Raw genomic sequence first — 20041 nt, 5'->3', positions numbered from 1 at the left:
ATGGCGGGGCGAGACTCATTCACACGTATTCGGTGAGGATGCGCACCATGTAGTCGGCCATGAGACGTCCCTGCAGAGTCGGCTGGAACCAGCCGGCCGCGGCGCCATCGGCGTCGAGCAGACCTTGCCGGACGAAAGTTCTGATCGCCTGTTCGCTGCCTGGAGCCAGAGAATCGAGACGCAGCTCGCGGTCGATCCTGGCCGCCAGCATGATCCGTTCGATCTCCCGAGTCTGAACGTCGAGGACCTCACGACCGATCGACGGAGACTCCCCCGCCAACAGCCGATCGGCCCAGGCACGGGGGTGCTTGGCATTCCAGAACCGCACACCTCCGACGTGTGAGTGAGCCCCGGGCCCGAATCCCCACCAGTCGGCATTGCGCCAATAGGCCATATTGTGCTCACAGCGGGTTTCAGGTCCGGTCGACCAATTGCTCACTTCGTACCAGTGCAGACCAGCAGCGGAGATCGCAGCGTCGGCGATCTCGTATTTGTCGGCCAAGTCGTCTTCATCGGGCATCGGCAGTTCGCCGCGGCGAACCATCGCGCCCATCTTCGTTCCCGGTTCGACGATGAGGGAATATGCCGAGATGTGATCGACCTCGTTGGACAGGGCCACGTCGAGAGAGCGACGCCAATCGTCGATCGACTCCCCCGGAGTGCCGTAGATGAGGTCGAGGCTGAGCTCGAGGTCGGCGTCCTTGACCCAGCGGGCCACCTCGGGGATCTTCTCCGGATCGTGGGTGCGGTCCAAGGTCGCAAGCACGTGCGGCACGGCCGACTGCATACCCATGGAGATCCGGTTGAAACCGGCTCCGGCAAGGGTCGCGATGTAGGCGGGGGCCAAGGTGTCGGGGTTGGCTTCGGTGGTGACTTCGACATTCTCGGCCAGGCGGAAGCGGGCGCGGACATCGTCCATCACCCCGGCGAGCACATCCGCTGCGAGCAAGGTCGGGGTGCCCCCGCCGAAGAAGATCGTCGAGACCTCACGGTCGCCGGCCCCCGCCTCGGCGAGGGTGGCCACGGACAGATCGAGCTCACGGGCGAGATTGCTGCGGTAGTCCTCGCGGGACGCGCCCGGGCCGAGATCGTCGGCGGTATAGGTGTTGAAGTCACAGTAGCCGCAGCGGACCCGGCAGTACGGGACGTGGATGTAGAGGCTCAGTCCCCGCTCCGCGGCCCCGATCCCCACCGATGTCGGCAGCGAACCGTCGCGCGGAGGGACCTCACCGGTCGGTTGTGCGGGCACTTACTTCTTGCTGTCCTTCGTCTCCGGCTCGTCGGAGGACAGGGCCGCGATGAACGCTTCCTGCGGAACCTCGACGGTGCCGACCATCTTCATCCGCTTCTTGCCTTCCTTCTGCTTCTCGAGCAGTTTGCGCTTACGGCTGATGTCACCGCCGTAGCACTTCGAAAGGACGTCCTTGCGGATGGCGCGGATGGTCTCGCGGGCGATGATGCGTGAGCCGATGGCCGCCTGGATGGGCACCTCGAACTGCTGGCGCGGGATGAGCTTGCGCAGCTTTCCGGCCATCGCCACACCGTAGGAGTAGGCGTTGTCGCGGTGGACGATTGCGGAGAACGCATCGACCTGGTCGCCGTGCAGCAGGATGTCGACCTTGACGAGGTCGGAGGCGTCCTGGCCGTCATCGGAGTAGTCGAGGGAGGCGTAGCCCTTGGTCCGGGACTTCAGCTGATCGAAGAAGTCGAAGACGATCTCGGCCAGGGGCAGCCGGTAGCGGATCTCCACACGGTCCGAGGACAGATAGTCCATGCCCTGGAGTTTGCCGCGGCGATCCTGGCACAGTTCCATGACCGCGCCGATGTAGTCGCTGGGGGTGAGGATCGTGGCCTGCACCATCGGCTCCCGGACTTCCTTGATCTTGCCCGTCGGGTACTCGCTCGGGTTCGTCACCACGGTCTCCGAACCGTCTTCCATGGTCACGTCATAGATCACGGACGGGGCGGTGGAGATGAGGTCGAGATCGAACTCCCGTTCCAGGCGGTCGCGCAGGACTTCGAGGTGGAGGAGACCGAGGAATCCGCAGCGGAAGCCGAAGCCCAGCGCCGTCGAGGTCTCGGGTTCGTAGGCGAGAGAGGCGTCGTTGAGTTTGAGTTTGTCCAGCGCGTCGCGCAGCACCGGGTAGTCGGACCCGTCGATCGGGAAGAGTCCGGAGAACACCATCGGTTTGGGTTCGCGGTAGCCGCCGAGGGCCTCTGTCGCGGGCCCCGCAGCGGCGGTGACGGTGTCGCCGACCTTCGACAGACGCACATCCTTGACACCGGTGATGAGGTAGCCGACCTCACCGACGCCCAGTCCCTTCGTCGCCTTGGGCTCGGGCATGGAGGCGCCGATCTCCAGCAGCTCGTGGGTGGTGCCGGTCGACATCATCTCGATCTTCTCGCGTGGGGACAGAGAGCCGTCGATGACGCGGACATAGGTGACCACGCCGCGGTAGGTGTCGTAGACGGAGTCGAAGATCATCGCGCGGGCCGGGGCATCGGCATCGCCGACGGGCGCGGGGATATCGGTGATGATGCGGTCGAGGACCTCCTCGACGCCTTCGCCCGTCTTGCCGGACACGAGCAGGCAGTCCTCGGGTTCGCAGCCGATGAGGTTGGCGAGCTCTTCCGCGTACTTCTCCGGCTGTGCAGCCGGCAGGTCGATCTTGTTGAGCACGGGGATGATCGTCAGATCGTTCTCCATGGCCAGGTACAGGTTGGCCAGCGTCTGGGCTTCGATGCCCTGAGCGGAGTCGACGAGCAGCAGGGCACCCTCGCAGGCGGCCAGGGACCGCGAGACCTCGTAGCTGAAGTCGACGTGCCCGGGAGTGTCGATCATGTTGAGCGCGTACGGGGTGTCCTCGTGCTCCCACGGCATGCGGACAGCCTGGGATTTGATGGTGATTCCGCGTTCGCGTTCGATGTCCATCCGGTCGAGGTACTGGGCACGCATATCGCGGTTCTCGACGACGCCGGTCATCTGGAGCATGCGGTCGGCCAGGGTCGATTTGCCATGGTCGATATGAGCGATGATGCAGAAATTGCGAATCAGCTCGGGTGAGGTGGCAGACGGTGAGATCCGCTTTGCAGCTTCCTTATTCACCTGAGGTGACATGAACGCCCTTTCTTTGACAGACCAGGTCCCCAGACAGACCGGATCCCCCATTGTTTCATGACTTGCGCGCGGACCTGGAATCCACGGGCGTGCACGTCGTGATCGTCCGGATCTTTCGCGATTCGCCCCCGCCGAACGGTGCCGATCGGGGAAGATGGTCTCATGAGCGAATTCCGGGTCATGAGCTTCAACCTCCGCTATCCCGCGATGGACGGTCATCCGGTGGCCGAGCGGCTGCCCATCGCCGCCGATCTCATCCGGCGCGCACGTCCGCACCTCATCGGCACCCAAGAGGGTGAACTCGACCAGCTCGAGACGCTCATCAGCCTGCTGCCCGAGGAGTACATCTGGCTCGGAGAGGGCCACTCCGGCGGCAACTCCGGCGAGTTCACAGCCGTGATCCTCGATTCGAAGCGCTTCGATGTGGAAGCCGTGGACATCAGCTGGCTGTCCGAACAGCCCGACACCGTGGCCTCGGAATCGTGGGGAGTCTCGCATGCGCGCACCCTGACGACAGTCGATGTCCGCGACTTCGAATCCGACCGGCGTCTGCGTGTGCTCAACACCCACCTCGATCACAAGTCCGAGCGCGCCCGTCTCGAGTCCGGTCGGATCATGGCAGAGACCATCGCCGAGGCGGCCCATCCCTGCGTGGTCACCGGTGACTTCAACGTCGCCACCGGATCCCCGGTCTACGACTTCTTCTGCACCGAGCTCGGCCTCACCGACACCGCCGCCGAGGTCCCCGGTGAGGACATCGGCACCTTCCACCGCTACAAGGGTCCGAAGGCAGGCGAGCCGCGCATCGACTGGATCCTCACAACCCCGGGCCTGCGCACGCTGTCCACGCGCATCGACACGTTCGAGGTCGACGGGACGTATCCTTCCGACCATTTCCCCGTCGAGGCGGTCCTCGAATTCTCGTGACCGTGACGGCTCGTTCACCGAACCGTGACGGCTCGCTCGCCAGACCGGGTCGGCACACAGTTCTCTGCAGCCTGTGACAGCCGGCTCGTTTAGGCTGGACATATGAATTGGAGATCACTGGTCAATCGGGCCGCGAGAATCGGTGTCCGCGAAGGGCTGCGCTATCTGCGCCAATCGCAGTCGAAGAAGGACTCAGGAGGCGCATCGCAGCCGACGGATGCCAGCCGGCCGAATCCGGCACGGTCCGCCGGTGGAGGTGCCGCCTCGGCGGGTTCTGCCGATCGTTCCGACTCGGACGGCCAGGGCGGATCCGGTGCATATCCCGGCGATTACACGGGCACGATCACGGTCAGCTACTCCCCCGACCTCGACGGCGACGCCGATCCGGGCGAAGTCGTCTGGGGGTGGGTCCCCTTCGAGGAGGACCACTCGCAAGGCAAGGATCGACCGTCCCTCGTCGTCGGACGTGACGGCCGATGGGTGCTCGCGCTCATGCTCACCAGCAAGGATCACATCCCCGGCGGCGTCGGCGAGGTCCGGCAGGACCGCCACGCGAAGTGGATGAACATCGGCACCGGGGACTGGGACTCGCAGGGGCGGCCGTCGGAGCTCCGCCTCGATCGCATCATCCGGCTCGATCCCGATTCGATCCGCAGGGAAGGCGCGATCATGCCCCGCGACGTCTTCGACCGGGTGGCCGAGCACATCTCCGGCTGAGCACCGGCAGCCCGGCCGAGCGAAGCCTTCATCTTCCCTGCGCTGCTGGGCGCGCAGGGATTTCCAGCCCGGGACCAGAGCCTGTATCATAGGTGATTGTGTCTTCATCAAGGCGTGTGTCTCGCCGAGGTCGGGTGAAGACGCCGTCGGATTCGATGTCGTCGATGTGTTTCCCCGCGGAGATGATCATGTCGGTTCGATGCGCCCTCACGACCATGTACCACTAACACGAAAGAGTGTTGAAATTGGCTAATATCAAGTCCCAGATCAAGCGGATCAAGACCAACGAGAAGGCTCGTCAGCGCAACAAGGCTGTCCGGTCCGAGGTTCGGTCCTACGTCCGCGTCGTTCGCGAGAACATTGCTGCCGGCAACAAGGAAGAGGCACAGCAGGCTTATGCTGTGGCTGCCCGCAAGCTCGACAAGGCTGTTTCGAAGGGTGTTCTGCACAAGAACAACGCTGCGAACCGCAAGTCGCGCCTGGCCACGCAGATCAACGCTCTCTGAGCGCACGACTGAGGCTATAGCTTCACGGGGTCCGAACCACACGGTTCGGACCCCGTTCTCTTCCCCTATTACTACCTGACGGCGGCCCAGCAACCTCGCGCGAGGTTGCTGGGCCGCCGTCAGGTAGTAATTAGCGGGTTTTGGCTAGGCGGGCGACCTCTGAGACGAACCATTCGACGGCGTAGACGGGGTCACGTCCACCGCCCTTGACGGCCGCATCGGCCTCGGCTGCGGCGATGAGCGACTGGCCGAGCGCCACCTCGTTCCACCGCCTCACCTCCCGGCGGGCCCGGTCGACCTGCCACGGAGCCATCTTCAGCTCGGAGGCCAGCTCGCCGCTGGTGCCGGAGAACCCCTGCACCTTCGCCATACCGCGCAGCTTCATCGCAACTGCCGCCACCAGCGGGACCGGATCGGACCCGGTCGACAGGGCATGCCTGAGCAGGCTGAGTGCGTTCTTCGCGTCTCCGGCCACTGCCGCATCGGCGACCTTGAAGCCGGTGGCTTCGACCCGGCCGCCGTAGTACTGGTCGACGACCTCGGCGGTGATCGTGCCTTCGGTGTCTTCGACGAGCTGGTCGACCCCGGCATTGAGTTCGGCGAGATCAGAGCCCAGCGCCGACATGAGCGCGGCCATCCCAGCCTCGTCGATGCGCCGCTTCGCGGTCTTGAACCGAGTCTGCGCGAACTTCGCCCGATCGCTTTCGTTCTTCAGCACCGCCGCGTCGATGCGCGGGAAGCCGGCGGAGTCGAGTTTCTTGATGAGCTTCGCTCCCCGGTTGCCGCCGGCGTGCAGCAGCACCACGACGGCGTCATCGTTCGGAGCGTCCAAATAGGCCAAAGCGTCACCCAGGAAGTCCTCCGAGCACTTCTCGACGGCATCGACGACGATGAGCTTCGAAGCAGAGAACAGAGACGGTGAAGCCGCCATCGCCAACTCGCCGGCCTGGTATCCCGCTGCGTCGAATTCGATCTCTTCGGGATCCTGTTTCCGTGCGGCCGATACGATGCGGTCCTTGGCCATGCGCACGAGCACCGATTCGCCACCGGAGATCATGACGACAGGTGCCGGTTTCGCCGAGCTCCACGGGATCAGGGTCTTCTTCACTGCCATGGACCCCAGCCTATCGCGGCTGCCAGACATGACCGGCAAGTCGGACCGACACCCGCCTTCTCACCCCTTGTCCTAGGGACAGCTGTGGCCGGTGCTGAATCGACTCTGGGCGTAGAGCGCAACCGAACCGCAGTGATCGGTTCGCAGCACGGGCACGGGGCCGAAGGAGCGCAGTGACTTCTCACTCGGATGCCCGTAGCTGTTCTCTCCCACCGAGACGACGCCGAGGCCGGGAGCCGCGGCCGCGAAGAACTCGGGAGCCAGATCGGAGGAACCATGGTGCGGTGCGACGAGCACATCCACCGGCCGCACCTGCTGGGCGAGCACATACTGCTCCTCGGCTCCGACGTCGCCGGGCAGCAGAGTGCTCAGACCCTCCTGTTCGACCCGCACCACCAGGGAGTCTTCGTTGCGCAGCTCCTCGTCCTCTGCCACAGGTACCGAGCGCAGGGGCGGCCACAGCACCTCCAGGCTCGCTGCCGCGAAGCTCAGCGTCCGGCCGCGGTGGGTGGGGACCGCCTCGGCGCCGATGTCAGCGATCACGCGCCTGACTTCGGGCGAGGTCGCGACATTCGCGGAGACGAACAGCCGATCGACCGTGCGCCCCCACGTCGTGCCCGCATAGCCGGCGAAATGGTCGGCGTCGAAGTGGGAGATGAGCAGATCGAATTCCTCGATCCCGGATTCGTCGAGGCAGGTGTCGATGGGTTTCGGCTCACGCCCAGTATCGACGACGAGACCCCGACCATCACCGAGGTTGATGATGGCAGCCGAACCCTGACCGACATCGCAGACGAGCACCAGCCAGTCCGCTGCAGGCGGCTTCGCCCTCACCGTGACGATGACGGCGGCCGTGAGCAGGCAGCACAGGACGAGGACGGGCAGACCCCAGAGGCGACGCCGCACGAGCATCCACGTACCGGTCACGGCGAGGCCGAGCAGCCCGAGCGCCAGCAGCGTTCCGAGCGGCGGCACCGGCCAGTCCAGTGCCGCTCCCGGCAGTGCGGCGCAGACTCGGGCGACGAGGACGATCCACCAGGCCGGAAAGGACCCGATCCACGCCAGCAGGGCAGAGGCGAAGTCGGCTCCGGGCAGCCCTGTCGTCGCAATGCCGGTGGCCACGAGGCTGAGGAAGCCCGCCACCGTCGCCGGCATGACCGCGGGTGCGGCCGCGGCGTTGGCAGCGACCGACCACAGTCCGATGCGCGGGTCGATCGCCACGAGCACCGGGGTGCACGCGAGCTGGGCGACGAAGGGCACGATGAGCGCGGTCACGAGCACCGTGGGCAGCAGCGGCAGGTGCACGGCGAGACGGCGCAGCAGGATCGGGACGACGAACATGATCGCGGCGGTGGAGACCACGGACAGGACGAACCCCACCGAGGTGGCCAACACCGGCACGAAGGCGAGCAGCAGGCTCGCGGTCGAGCACATGACCGCGACCGGGGAGATCCCACCGCCGCGCAGGAAGACGAGTGCCGCCGCAATCGCCATTCCGGCGGCCCGGATCGCGCTGGGTTCGAATCCGACGATGAAGACGTAGCCGAGGCAGGTGAGCACTCCGATGCTCACGCGCAGCCGTGGACCGGCTCGGCAGGCGCCGGCGAGCAGTCCGGCACCGAGGCTGACGATCGTGACGTTGCTGCCCGACACGGCCGAGACGTGAGTGAGGGAGACGACCCGCATATCGTCGACCATTCGGTCGTCCTGGGGCGAGGTGTCACCGACGACGAGTCCGGGCAGCAGCCGTCCTCCGTCGTTGCCGGCGGCGAGAGAATCGACGCGGAGTTCGGTGCGCAGCCGCTCACGCCACTGCCACAGTCCGTTCGGTGCTTCGAGCACCTGTGGTTCCGTATCGGTCGAACGGATATCGTCGAGGCGCTGAGTGCGCATCCGCACGGTCGCTCCGTCGGCAGCGATTTCGGGACTGAGCACATGAGTGAATCCGGTGGGGGTGAGCAGCGTCAGTCGCGTCCAGCCGGACGCTCCGGGTTCGCTGTGGCCGACGACGAGCCCCGTGGTCTCGGCCTCATCATCCGGTCCGTGGGCGGCGGCCAGGGCGGTGATCTGGATCGTCAGCAGACAGGTGAAGACGAGAACCCCGACACCGAGGTGGTGGTGCCGAAGCAGGATCACGATCCCGAGGACTCCGAGCACGGGAACGCCGAAGAGCACCCACGGCTCCGGTGACAGGAGAGCGCTGGCCCAGAGCCCGGCAGCACAGCAGAGGAGACGGACGGAGCCCGGCCACAGCGCCGCCCGCTCCCGCACCCAGGCAACCGCAGTCGCGCACCCATGTCGCAGGGCAATCAGTCTGCGCTCCCACGCCTGCCGCCGAGACCGCCTCGTTCGCAGCCGCGTGTGCGCCGCTGCGGTGCTGGGGTCAGCCGACGGTGACAAGGTCTTTGAGGCTTTCGAAGGTCTTCGGCCCGATGCCTTTGACGAGCAGCAGATCATCGACGCTCGCGAACGGCTGCTGGGTGCGGTGGCTGATGATCGCCTCGGCTGTGACGGGTCCGACCCCGGGCAGCGTCTCCAAGGTGGTGGCATCGGCGGTGTTGAGGTCGACCTTCCCCGCCTGACCGGGTGCCCCGCCGCTCGCGGCTGCAGATGAATCCGCGGATCCCGGCGAACCGCCTCCTCCCGCGCCCCCTCCCCCACTTCCAGACGAACCGGTTCCGTCCTGACCGGTCCCGTTCGCCCCGGTCCCGTTCGCATCGGCACCATCGACTCCGGCTGCCGGCTCTTCGCCTTCTGTCGGGATGTGGATCTGCTCACCGTCGGCGAGCACGCGCGCCAGATTCACCGCTTCACCGTCGGCTCCGGCGCTCAGTCCTCCAGCGGCTTCGACGGCGTCTTGGACCCGCGCACCTGCCTTCAGCGTGACCACGGAGGGGTCGTTGACAGCCCCGGTGATATGGACGATCACCTCCCCGTTCGCATTCGCCGACTTCGCCGAGGCGGCTCCTTCCTGTCCTGCGGCCGATCCCGCCGATCCCTCACCGGCTTCTCCTGTTTCACCTCCCTCGCCGGTCGCGGCAGGCGACTGACCGGCTCCTGCGCCTTGGCCGGGATCGTCACCGCCGCCCACGGGCGAATGCTGTGCAGCGGGACGGAAGAGGAAGAAGGCGAGAACGAGGATTCCGACCGTGGCGATGCCGAGAGCTGCCAGCACGGGCAGACGCACGCGACGGGGCTCGACGGGTTCTTCCTCACCGGCGGTGTCGGCGGTATAGACGTCGCCCGGCACCCAACCGCCGCGCTCGGCACTGGCGCCCAGGAGGCCGGCGAAACGATCATCCGGAGACACAGCCATGGTCCGAGGTTAGGAAGCGCCGGTACGCAGCGGCCAGGGCAGAATCGTCGCCTGTGGACAGCGCTTCTGCGTCCACAGGGCAGAGGTGATCAAGTCACCCGAGCATCCCCAGGCAGGAATGTGTGAGTCAGGGTGTGGTCTGCACGGTCACACCGACCGTACCGGGGCCGACATGCGCGGTGATGATCGTCGACAGCGTCCTGAACGACGAGTCGAATCCGAGCTCGCGCAGCCGTGAGCTCAACAGCTCGGCATCCGCTGTGTCCATCTCCCCTTCGGCGTTCTGGACCTCGACGTGCACGGTGTCCTCGAGACCGGCCACCTCCGCAGCGGCCTGCGCGGCCAGGGCGACGATCTTCTCCAGGGCTTTGGTGCGAGTGCGCACCCGGGCCAGCGGAACGACGACTCCAGCGCTGAGACCGAGCACGGGGACGATCTGCAGGGCCCGGCCGAGCAAGGAGGACGCGGCGCCGATCCGGCCGCCTCGGCGCAGGTGTTCGAGGCTGCCGGGGGCGAACACGGAACGGGTCTCGGCCGCGCACCAATCGGCGATGGTTCCGGCGATCGATTCGACGTCGAGTCCCTGCCGGATCCCGGCCACGGCCACAGACAGTGCCCCGGCCAGTCCCGCCGAGGTGGTCCTCGAGTCGACGACATCGACGAGGATGTCCTCGGCTTCGGCGGCCTTGACCGCGGAATCGCGGGTGCCCGAGAGCTCCGCGGACATGGTCACGACGATGATGGCTTCCGCGCCGTCCTCTTGCAGCCGTGCATAGGCGTCGGAGAACTGGGCCGGGGTGGCCATGGACGTGGTGACCTCGACTCCGTCGGTCATCTTCGCGCACAGATGCCCGGCATCGACCTCACCGTCGGCGAAGGCGACTCCGCCGATGAGCACGGTCAGCGGCACCAAGGCGAAGAGACCGCCGGTGGCCTCGCTGAGCGCTTCGCGTTCGTCCGCGGAGAGCTGCGCCGTAGAGTCGGTGACCAGCCCGATTCTCATGGACGGCCCAGGGCTCGGTAGGTCCAGCCCGCTGCCCGCCACAGTTCGGGAGTGAGCACATTGCGGCCGTCGACGAGCACTTTCCCACTCACGAGCTCGGCGGTCGCCGCCGGGTCGAGGTCGCGGTATTCGCGCCATTCCGTCAGCAGCAGCACGGCTTGCGCCCCGGTGATCGCCTCGGCAGTGTCGGCGACGTAGTCGAGTTCGGGGAATGACTTCTGAGCATTGCCGATCGCCTGCGGATCGGTGACGGTGACCAGCCCGCCCTGGGTGGCGATGAGCCTGGCCACGGCCAGGGCCGGCGAGTCGCGGACGTCGTCGCTGTCGGGCTTGAACGCGGCGCCGAGGATGGTGATCTTCTTGCCGATGAACGACCCGCCCAGGGCGTCGCGGGCGATGTCGACCATCCTCACACGACGGCGCATGTTGATCGAGTCGATCTCCTTGAGGAACGCCACCGCCTGATCGGCGCCGAGCTCTCCGGCCCTGGCCATGAAGGCGCGGATGTCCTTGGGCAGGCATCCGCCGCCGAATCCGAGCCCGGCGTTGAGGAATTTGCGGCCGATCCGGTCATCCATGCCGATCGCGTCGGCGAGCTGGGTGACATCGGCTCCCGAGGCTTCGCAGAGTTCGGCCATGGCGTTGATGAATGAGATCTTCGTGGCGAGGAACGAGTTCGCGGCGGTCTTGACCAGCTCGGCGGTCGCGAAGTCCGTGATCATCCGGGGCGTGTCGTCGGCGAGGATCGAGGCGTAGACCTCGTCGAGGGTCGCGGCCGCGGCCTGCCCCGGCTCACCGTCGGCGACTCCGTACACGAGACGATTCGGGTGGAGGGTGTCTTCGACGGCATGGCCCTCGCGCAGGAATTCCGGGTTCCACATCATGGCCGCGCCGGTGTCGGAGATGATTCCGGCCAGACGCTCGGCGGTGCCCACGGGAACGGTCGACTTTCCCACAACCACCGACGTCGCAGTCAGGTGCGGGTGCAGGGATTCCACGGCCGCATCGACATAGGTGACATCGGCGGCGAACTCACCGGGCTTCTGCGGAGTGCCTACACATACGAAGTGCACGGTGGCGTCGGCGGCGCGGGAGATATCGGTGGTGAATTCGAGTTTTCCGCGCTCCTGAGCCTTCACGAGGAGTTCACTCAGTCCCGGTTCGTAGAAGGGCGGACGACCGGAGGTCAGGGCCTCGACCTTCTCCGTGTCGACGTCGACTCCCGTGACCTCATGGCCCAGAGACGCCATGGCCGCCGCATGGACCGCGCCCAGATATCCGCAACCGATGACTGAAATCTTCAAACCGAGCTCTCCTGGGTATTGGCATGCGTTTTCGACCACACTATATGCCACCCGGTTGCACGATATGTGGAGGTTGAAACAGTAGGCTTGGAATTGTGAAGCGTTTCCTTGATTTCCTCACCAACTCACCGGCCGCCGTGACGTTTGCGGTGCTCACCGTGCTCGGCATCATCGCCTTCGCCATCCCCGGGCTGCACTCTGCAGCCTGGATCATCGGACTCGTGCTGTGCCTCGGCGTGATCGCCGCGCTGCTGATGTTCCACGGCGAATGGCGACGTGCTCAACAGCAGATCGACGCACTGCGCCAGCAGCTCAGCGTCGAGCGTGGTCGGATGGACACTCTCGGACTGACCCCGGTGGAGGACAAGGTCGAGCTGCTTCCCGATGAGCGTCGCGCCCGTCGCATCCTCGAGCTCATCCCGGATTCGTCGGGCCTCGTCCAGTCCCTGCGACTCGATGCGACCTTCGCCACCGTCGCCGTCGACGAACTCGAGCCGCTCACCACCTTCTGTGCCGAGTTCAAGAAGGCCAGCTTCGACAACCCCCGTTCGCACACAGCGTTCATGAACCTCTATCGGGCAGCCGAGGGGCTGTCGATCTGGGTGAAGGAGGAGACCCAGGTCTCTCCCGATGATGCCGGCACCCGTGAGATCCGTCCCGGCGATGCCCGCAAGGACGGCTGGCGCGGTTACACCGAGGCTCAGAGCCGGGGCGAACGCCTCAGCGACGACTTCGTCTCCTCCCGATGGGAGTTCAACCAGACAGCACTCGAACTCGGACTCGTCTCAGGCACCCCGCCGTTCAACGACTGACAACGTTCGACAGACGACGTTCGGTAAAAAATTGAGGCCCTCACATTGTGAGGGCCTCAATTGCTGCCAGTGTTCACGTGCTCGGCTCAGTGCCGAATCCACCAGGAATCGACCGGAGCCACGGGGGTGCGGCGTTTGTGCTCTGAGCGGCGGTACTTCTCGATGAGCGCCGAGGCGGCCGCAGGCTCGATCTCCTTCCCCTCGAGGAAGTCATCGATCTGGTCATAGCTCAGACCCAGCGACGATTCGTCCGTCTGCCCGGGTTCGTCATCGAGCAGATCCGCGGTGGGGACCTTGACGATGAGATGTTCGGGAGCGCCGAGGTGGCGCAGCAGTTCCCGTCCCTGCCGTTTGTTCAGACCTGCCAGGGGGATGACGTCGGCCGCGCCGTCGCCGAACTTCGTGAAGAACCCGGTGACCGCCTCTGCGGCGTGGTCCGTGCCGACGACGAGCGCCTTCTTCTCCCCTGCCAGCTCGAACTGCGCGATCATCCGCATCCGGGCCTTGACGTTGCCCTTGCCGAAATCGGTTATCGGCTCTCCGGTGGCCTTCTCGTACTCCTCGGCGGCCGCATCCGTGGCGGCGCCGATGTTGATCGCGAGTTCGTGATCGGCGGCGATGAACGACAGAGCGTCCTGGGCATCGGCCTCATCGGTCTGCACATGGTGAGGCAGGCGCACGGCCCAGAATTCGGCATCGGCCCCACGGCGGCGCAGGTCCTCCACCGCCAGCTGGCAGAGCCTGCCGGCCAGTGTGGAGTCCTGCCCGCCGCTGATGCCGAGCACGAGACCTCTGACTCCGGTGGTGAGCACATAGTCGACGAGGAACTCGACACGCCGGGCGATCTCCGTCGCCGGATCGATCTGCGGTCGCACGCCGAGGGCGTGCCGAATCTCGTCTTGGACTCTGTCGTTCGTCATGCTCACACCAGTCGTAGTCGGGGGCAAAGCGCCGCCGTTCGGCGCCCGCACTCATGCAGTCTCCCAGATGCCGTGTTACGGCGAAGTATCGGCCGGGTCTCAGGCGTCGGGGACGATGTTGACGAGCTTGGGGGCTCGCACGATCACCTTGCGCACTCCGGCGCCGCCGAGGGCCTTGACGGCGTTCGGCGATTCGAGAGCCAGCTTCTCGAGTTCTTCTGCGGTGATGTCCGGGGCCACCTCGAGCCGTGCGCGCACCTTGCCCTTGACCTGGACCACACAGGTCACGGTCTCGGCGACGAGGTGGTTCGGGTCCGCCTCGGGGAAGGCCGCATAGGTGACCGTCGACTCGTGTCCGAGACGTGACCACAGCTCTTCGGCCAGGTGCGGTGCGAAGGGTGCGAGCATGATCGTCAGCGGTTCGAGGACGTCCCGGGTCGCACCGCCCTGTTTGGTGGCATGGTTGGTGAGCACGATGAGCTTGGAGATCGCGGTGTTGAACCGCAGATGGTCCATGTCCTCGCGCACACCGTCGATGACCTGGTGGAGGACCTTGAGCGATTCGGCGTCGGCCTCACCGTCTGCGACCACGGACTCGCCGGTGGTCTCGTCGACGAAGAGTCGCCACACGCGCTGCAGGAACCGCTGTGCGCCGACGACGGCGCGGGTGTCCCAGGGACGGTCCTGCTCCAGCGGGCCCATCGACATCTCATAGACGCGGAAGGTGTCGGCACCGAAGGCGTCGTACATCTCGTCGGGCATGACGGAGTTCTTCAGCGATTTGCCGATCTTTCCGTACTCCCGATTGACCTGTTCGCCGTTGTACCAGAACGTCAGCTCACCGTTCGATTCGGTTCTCTCCTCCACCTCGGCGGCGGGGACGTAGACGCCGCGGGAATCGGTGTAGGCATAGGCCTGGATGTATCCCTGGTTGACCAGACGGTGGAACGGCTCGGACGAGGAGATGTGCCCGAGGTCGAAGAGGATCTTGTGCCAGAAGCGAGCGTAGAGCAGGTGCAGCACAGCGTGCTCCTGCCCGCCGACGTAGAGGTCGGCGCCACCGCGCGGTTTCGAGGCCCGCGGTCCCAGCCAGTACTTCTCGTTGGCGGGGTCGACGAGGCGTTCGTCGTTGTGTGGGTCCGCGTAGCGCAGCTGGTACCACGAGGATCCGGCCCAGTTGGGCATCGTGTTCGTCTCACGCTGGTAGGTCTTCGGGCCGTCGCCGAGGTCGAGTTCGATGCTCGTCCATTCCTGGTTCCTGCTCAGCGCCGGTTCGGGACGGCTGTCGGCATCGTCGGGCGCGTAGGTCCGCGGGGCGAAGTCGTCGACTTCGGGCAGCTGGACGGGCAGCATCTCGTCGGGGAGAGCAATCGGGGTGCCGTTCTCGTCGTAGACGATCGGGAACGGTTCGCCCCAGTAGCGCTGGCGAGAGAACAGCCAGTCGCGCAGGCGGTACTGGGTGGACTCGGTGGCCAGTCCTTTTCCGGCCAGCCATTCGGTGACCTGGGCCTTCGCCGCGTCGATCTCGAGGCCGTTGATGTCGATCTCGGCGTTGGCCGAGTTGATCATCACGCCGGTGCCGGTGAACGGCGCGTCCTCGTCGTGGTCGGCCGGAGGCTGCACGGTGCGGATATAGGGCAGTCCGAACGCCTTTGCGAAGTCCCAGTCACGGGCGTCTTCGGCCGGCACGGCCATGATCGCTCCGGTGCCGTATCCCATGAGCACATAGTCGGCGATGAAGATCGGAACCTCGGCCCCGGTGGCCGGGTTGAGCGCATAGGAGCCGGTGAAGATGCCGGTCTTCTCCCGGCTCTGCTGCCGGTCGGCGTCGGTCTTGGCCGCAGCGGCGCGCTGGTAGGCGGCGATCGCCTCGGCGGGGGTGGCCTCGCCCCCACGCCAGGACTCGGGGGTGGACTCATCCCATGACTCAGCGGTCAGGTCGGCGACCTGCGGGTGTTCGGGGCTGAGGACGAGGTAGGTGGCGCCGAACAGGGTGTCCGGGCGGGTGGTGTAGACCTCGATGTCGGACGCATCGTCACCGGCGATGGGCAGGCGCAGCAGGGCGCCCTTCGACCGGCCGATCCAATTGACCTGCATGGCGTGGATCGCATGCGGCCAGTCCAGCACGTCGAGGTCGTCGATGAGGCGGTCGGCGTACGCGGTGATGCGCATGTTCCACTGGCGCAGACGGCGGGTGAAGACCGGGTAGTTTCCACGCTCGGACAGCCCCTCGGCGGTGACCTCTTCATTGGCCAGCACGGTGCCCAGCCCTGGGCACCAGTTGACCGGGGATTCGGAGACGTAGGCGAGGCGGTAGCCCTGCAGGACGTTCTCGCGCTCCGCCGAGCTCAGCTTCGACCAGGTGCGACCGTCGGGTGTGGGGCGGGCACCGGAGGCGAACTGCTCGATGAGCGTGTCGATCGGTCGAGCCGCGCCTTTGGCCTCACCATCGGGGGTGGTCGCCTCGGTGTCGTACCAGGAGTTGAAGATCTGCAGGAAGATCCACTGTGTCCATTTGACGAATTCGTCGTCGGTCGTGGCGAAGCGACGGCGCACATCGTGGGCCAGCCCCAGGCGACGCAGCTGCTCGGTCATGTTCGCGATATTGGCATCGGTGGTGATGCGCGGGTGCTGACCGGTCTGCACCGCGTAGAGATCGGCGGGCAGTCCGAAGGCGTCGTAGGACAGGGCGTGCATGACGTTGTGTCCGCGCATCCGCTGGTAGCGGCCGTAGACGTCGGTGCCGAGGTAGCCCAGCGGATGGCCGACGTGCAGTCCCACACCGGAGGGGTACGGGAACATGTCCATGATGTACAGGGACTCGCGCTCGCTGAGGTCGGCCGGCGGACCGTAGGGCGACGAAGCATCCTGGGAGTCGAGCTCGCCGAGGTCTCCGGTGGGGTTCGGGGTGTGGAACGTGCCCGATTCCTCCCAAGTGCGCTGCCAAGACTTCTCGATCTTTTCGGCCAGCGCCGCGTCATAGCGGAAACCGGTCTCCTCAGGGTTCGTCGTCATTACCTTCCTTCGCAGAACAGACGTGAGCGGGTTCTGACCATCGTACTCTGAACGCCCCCTGATTCGACTTGGTTAGACTGCTCACAGGTCAGCGGACGCCGGTTATCTCGGCAAACGTGATCGATTTCACTGAGACCCGGCCGAACTGTAAGATAACCGAGCAGTAACTTACGTCCTCGAAGGAGACTCATGAGCTCAACGACCATGCCGCAGTCGTCAACACCCGTCGTCGGTTTCGAGGTCGATACCGCCTCGTCGACCACCGATATCTTCCTCAGCACAGTCGCTGAGAACCCCAGCCGCCCTCTGGTCGCCAAGCCCGACGGGGACGGTTGGAACGAACTAACCGCGGCCGAATTCCTCGCTGAGGTCAAGGCGGCTGCGAAGGGGCTCATCGCCTTGGGCGTGGGAGTCGGTGACCGGATCGCGATCTTCGGCCCCACCTCCTACGAGTGGACGCTCAGCGACTATGCCATCTGGTACGCCGGCGGAATCTCCGTGCCGTTCTACGACACCTCTTCGGAGAGCCAGCTCAGTTGGATGCTCACCGACGCCGATGTCACTCGTGGGCTCGTCGCCTCACGCGAGCATGCCGATCGGGTGCGGGCGGCGGCCAAGGCCGCCGGTCGGGAAGAGCCGGCCCTGCGGGTCTGGGACGAAGGCGCTTTCGCCGATCTCACCGAAGCCGGCAAGGCCGTCACCGATGAGGAGCTCGAAGCCGCTCGCTCGCAGGTCGGCTCCGATTCCGTGGCGACGATCATCTACACCTCCGGCACCACCGGAAAGCCCAAGGGCTGTGTGCTCACCCACGCGAACTTCGTGCAGACCGCCCAGGCCGCGCGCCACCAGATCCCCAGCGTTCTCGACACGAAGATGCGCTGCCTGCTGTTCCTGCCGCAGGCTCACGTCTTCGCCCGGTTCATCGAGGTCCTGGCCATCAGCAACGGTGCTCTGCTGGCGCATCAGTCGGACCTGACGAAGCTCACCGATGCCATGGGCAGCTTCCGTCCCTCGTTCATCCTCGGTGTGCCCCGGGTCTTCGAGAAGGTCTTCAATTCCGCGCTGGCGACCGCTCAGGCAGGCGGCAAGGAGAAGATCTTCCGCCGTGCCGAGCAGGTCGCCGTCGCCTATTCGAAGGCACTCGACACCGGCAAGGTGCCCACCGGGCTGAAGCTCCAGCACGCCCTGTTCGACAAGCTGGTCTATTCGAAGCTGCGCGCGGTCATGGGCGACAACGTCACTCATGCGGTCTCCGGCGGCGGTGCGCTCGGCTCTCATCTCGGCCACTTCTTCCGCGGACTGGGCATCATCGTTCTCGAAGGCTACGGACTCACTGAGACCACGGCACCGATCACCGTCAATATTCCGGAGAAGTCGAAGATCGGAACCGTCGGCGTGCCGCTGCCGGGCGTCTCGGTGGCGATCGCTCCCGACGGTGAGATCCTGGCCAAGGGCGTGCCGGTCTTCCGCGAGTACTGGAACAACCCCGAGGCCACGGCCAAGGAGTTCCACGACGGTTGGTTCGGCACCGGTGACCTCGGCTCGCTCGATGACGACGGCTACCTCACGATCAACGGCCGCAAGAAGGAAATCATCGTGACCTCCAGCGGCAAGAACGTCGCCCCGGCTCCGCTCGAGGACGTGCTGCGTCGCCACCCGATCATCGGCCAGCCGGTGCTCGTCGGCGAGAACCGCAAATTCGTCTCGGCGCTGATCTTCCTCGATTCGGAGATGCTGCCGGGCTGGCTGAAGAACCACGATCTGCCGCAGATGAGTCTGCGCGAAGCCGCCGAGGACGATGCGGTCCAGGCCGAAGTGGCCAAGGCCGTCGAACAGATGAACAGGACCGTCTCGCGGGCCGAAGGGGTCAAAAAGTTCACGATCCTGCCGATCGAGCTCAGCGAGGAGAACGGCTACCTCTCTGCCAAGCAGTCGGTCAAGCGTCACCTCATCAATAAGGACTTCGCCGCCGAGATCGACGCGCTCTACGCCGGCTGACGCACAGCCGCTGCCGGCTGGGACACAGTCGCTGAACTCAGCCTGCGGGGTACGGCCCGGGCACGGACTCGAACGGTCCGTCCCGGGCCGTCGTCGTCCCACCTCGGTGGCGGTGGGCGGACTCCTCCCAATCGGGTCGGCACGGCAACGGTGACGTCGTCCCGCATCGGCGAGGGCTTGCCTCAGCGTCGTAAGCTGAGGACAGAAGTCGAACTCATCGATCTCATTGGAGGCAGCGTCATGTCCGAGACCACCGATCACACTCCCAGCTACGTGACGGAAGGGGCGGCATTCAACCGGGATACGAACTACATCGACGATCGCATCCTCAACGATCCGAACGCTCAGTGGCCCGTCGAACCGGGCCGGTACCGCCTCGTCGCCGCCCGCGCCTGTCCATGGGCGAACCGGACGATCATCGTCCGACGCCTCCTCGGGCTCGAGGACGTCATCTCCCTCGGCATGCCCGGCCCCACTCATGATGCGCGGTCGTGGACGTTCGATCTCGATCCGGGCGGGGTGGATCCGGTGCTCGGCATCGAACGGCTGCAGCAGGCGTTCTTCGCCCGTTACCCGGACTATCCGCGCGGAATCACCGTGCCGGCCGTCGTCGACGTGCCCACCGGCGTCGTCGTCACCAACGACTTCCCGCAGATCACGGAGGACTTCTCCACCCAGTGGACCGAATACCACCGAGAGGGTGCCCCGAATCTCTGGCCCGAGGAATCGCGGGAGGAGATGGAGAAGGTGATGCGCCATATCTACACGGAGATCAACAACGGGGTCTACCGCTGCGGTTTCGCCGGCTCCCAGGACGCCTACGAGGCGGCCTTCGACCGCCTATTCAACGCGCTCGATATCGTCGAGGATCGGCTCAGCCGGTCACGGTTCCTCATGGGTGAGACCATCACCGAGGCGGATGTGCGATTGTTCACGACGCTCGTGCGCTTCGATCCCGTCTATTTCGGTCACTTCAAGTGCAACCGGCAGCCGCTCACGGCGTTCGAGAACCTGTGGGGCTACGCCCGTGACCTGTACCAGACACCGGGCTTCGGGGACACGGTCGACTTCGAGCAGATCAAACAGCACTACTACATCGTCCACCAGGATGTGAACCCGACGCAGATCGTGCCGAAGGGCCCCGATCTCTCGGGTTGGCTCAGCGATCACGGTCGCGACCGGAAGTTCGGCGGATCCCCCTTCGGCGAGGGGACCGCTCCCGGGCCGGTCAAGCCCGGCGAAGAGGTCACACCCGCGCATACGGCGACGGCTTGGGTGAGCTGAGCCGAGG

15 protein-coding genes are annotated in these 20041 nt (G+C 65.7%); 6 read left to right on the top strand and 9 right to left on the bottom strand.

Going from position 1 to position 20041, the window contains the following annotated elements:
• Nucleotides 1-19: 19 nt before the first annotated feature.
• Together hemW and lepA are read right to left on the bottom strand one after the other, a co-directional pair.
• Nucleotides 20-1249, bottom strand: a complete 1230-nt coding sequence (gene hemW / locus ACU4IU_RS17395; protein ID WP_446657445.1) for a radical SAM family heme chaperone HemW — start codon at nt 1247-1249, stop codon at nt 20-22.
• A complete protein-coding gene (gene lepA, locus ACU4IU_RS17390) occupies nt 1250-3118 on the bottom strand; it encodes a translation elongation factor 4 (protein ID WP_101547210.1) in 1869 nt (622 codons plus the stop codon).
• A gap of 162 nt (nt 3119-3280) precedes the next feature.
• On the opposite strand from lepA, the gene ACU4IU_RS17385 reads away from it, so the two are divergent.
• From ACU4IU_RS17385 to rpsT, 3 genes are all read left to right on the top strand, one after another.
• A complete protein-coding gene (locus ACU4IU_RS17385; protein ID WP_446657444.1) occupies nt 3281-4045 on the top strand; it encodes an endonuclease/exonuclease/phosphatase family protein in 765 nt (254 codons plus the stop codon).
• A 102-nt stretch (nt 4046-4147) separates the two neighbouring features.
• Nucleotides 4148-4762 carry a type II toxin-antitoxin system PemK/MazF family toxin gene (locus ACU4IU_RS17380; RefSeq protein ID WP_446657443.1) on the top strand — a complete coding sequence of 205 codons (615 nt, stop codon included), beginning with the start codon at nt 4148-4150 and terminating at the stop codon, nt 4760-4762.
• 245 nt (nt 4763-5007) lie between these two features.
• Nucleotides 5008-5268 carry a 30S ribosomal protein S20 gene (gene rpsT / locus ACU4IU_RS17375; RefSeq protein WP_139467376.1) on the top strand — a complete coding sequence of 87 codons (261 nt, stop codon included), beginning with the start codon at nt 5008-5010 and terminating at the stop codon, nt 5266-5268.
• 130 nt (nt 5269-5398) lie between these two features.
• Here the strand turns inward: rpsT and holA are convergent, their stop codons facing one another.
• From holA to ACU4IU_RS17350, 5 genes are all read right to left on the bottom strand, one after another.
• Nucleotides 5399-6382 (bottom strand): DNA polymerase III subunit delta, encoded by a 984-nt coding sequence (gene holA / locus ACU4IU_RS17370; RefSeq protein WP_446657442.1) that lies wholly within the window; start codon nt 6380-6382, stop codon nt 5399-5401.
• Between the two features lie 72 nt (nt 6383-6454).
• A complete protein-coding gene (locus ACU4IU_RS17365; RefSeq protein WP_446657441.1) occupies nt 6455-8653 on the bottom strand; it encodes a ComEC/Rec2 family competence protein in 2199 nt (732 codons plus the stop codon).
• A 112-nt stretch (nt 8654-8765) separates the two neighbouring features.
• Nucleotides 8766-9698: a helix-hairpin-helix domain-containing protein gene (locus ACU4IU_RS17360; protein WP_446657440.1), complete on the bottom strand. Its 933-nt coding sequence runs from the start codon at nt 9696-9698 to the stop codon at nt 8766-8768.
• A gap of 127 nt (nt 9699-9825) precedes the next feature.
• The gene (locus tag ACU4IU_RS17355; RefSeq protein WP_446657439.1) at nt 9826-10701 is read right to left on the bottom strand and encodes a DegV family protein; all 876 of its coding nucleotides are present in this window, start codon (nt 10699-10701) and stop codon (nt 9826-9828) included.
• Nucleotides 10698-12005 (bottom strand): UDP-glucose dehydrogenase family protein, encoded by a 1308-nt coding sequence (locus ACU4IU_RS17350; protein ID WP_446657438.1) that lies wholly within the window; start codon nt 12003-12005, stop codon nt 10698-10700. Before ACU4IU_RS17350 ends, ACU4IU_RS17355 begins: the two co-directional genes overlap by 4 nt.
• A gap of 95 nt (nt 12006-12100) precedes the next feature.
• Between ACU4IU_RS17350 and ACU4IU_RS17345 the strand changes: the two genes are divergently transcribed.
• Nucleotides 12101-12817, top strand: coding sequence for a hypothetical protein (locus ACU4IU_RS17345; protein WP_172169790.1), 717 nt, complete (start codon nt 12101-12103; stop codon nt 12815-12817).
• 86 nt (nt 12818-12903) lie between these two features.
• On the opposite strand, the gene nadE is transcribed toward ACU4IU_RS17345, so the two are convergent.
• Entirely contained in the window at nt 12904-13737 is an 834-nt protein-coding gene (gene nadE / locus ACU4IU_RS17340) for an ammonia-dependent NAD(+) synthetase (RefSeq protein ID WP_181270571.1), read from the bottom strand.
• Nucleotides 13738-13836: 99 nt separating this feature from the next.
• Nucleotides 13837-16752, bottom strand: coding sequence for a leucine--tRNA ligase (gene leuS, locus ACU4IU_RS17335; RefSeq protein ID WP_446657437.1), 2916 nt, complete (start codon nt 16750-16752; stop codon nt 13837-13839).
• 189 nt (nt 16753-16941) lie between these two features.
• On the opposite strand from leuS, the gene ACU4IU_RS17330 reads away from it, so the two are divergent.
• Nucleotides 16942-18750 (top strand): AMP-dependent synthetase/ligase, encoded by a 1809-nt coding sequence (locus ACU4IU_RS17330; protein ID WP_446657436.1) that lies wholly within the window; start codon nt 16942-16944, stop codon nt 18748-18750.
• Between the two features lie 240 nt (nt 18751-18990).
• Complete coding sequence (locus ACU4IU_RS17325) at nt 18991-20034, top strand: glutathione S-transferase C-terminal domain-containing protein (RefSeq protein WP_259356833.1); 1044 nt, start codon at nt 18991-18993, stop codon at nt 20032-20034.
• Nucleotides 20035-20041 lie beyond the last annotated feature (7 nt).

This window comes from Brevibacterium sp. CSND-B09, assembly GCF_052906525.1.
The sequence above is the reverse complement of the archived record's forward strand: the minus strand, read 5'-3'. Positions and strand labels throughout refer to the sequence as shown.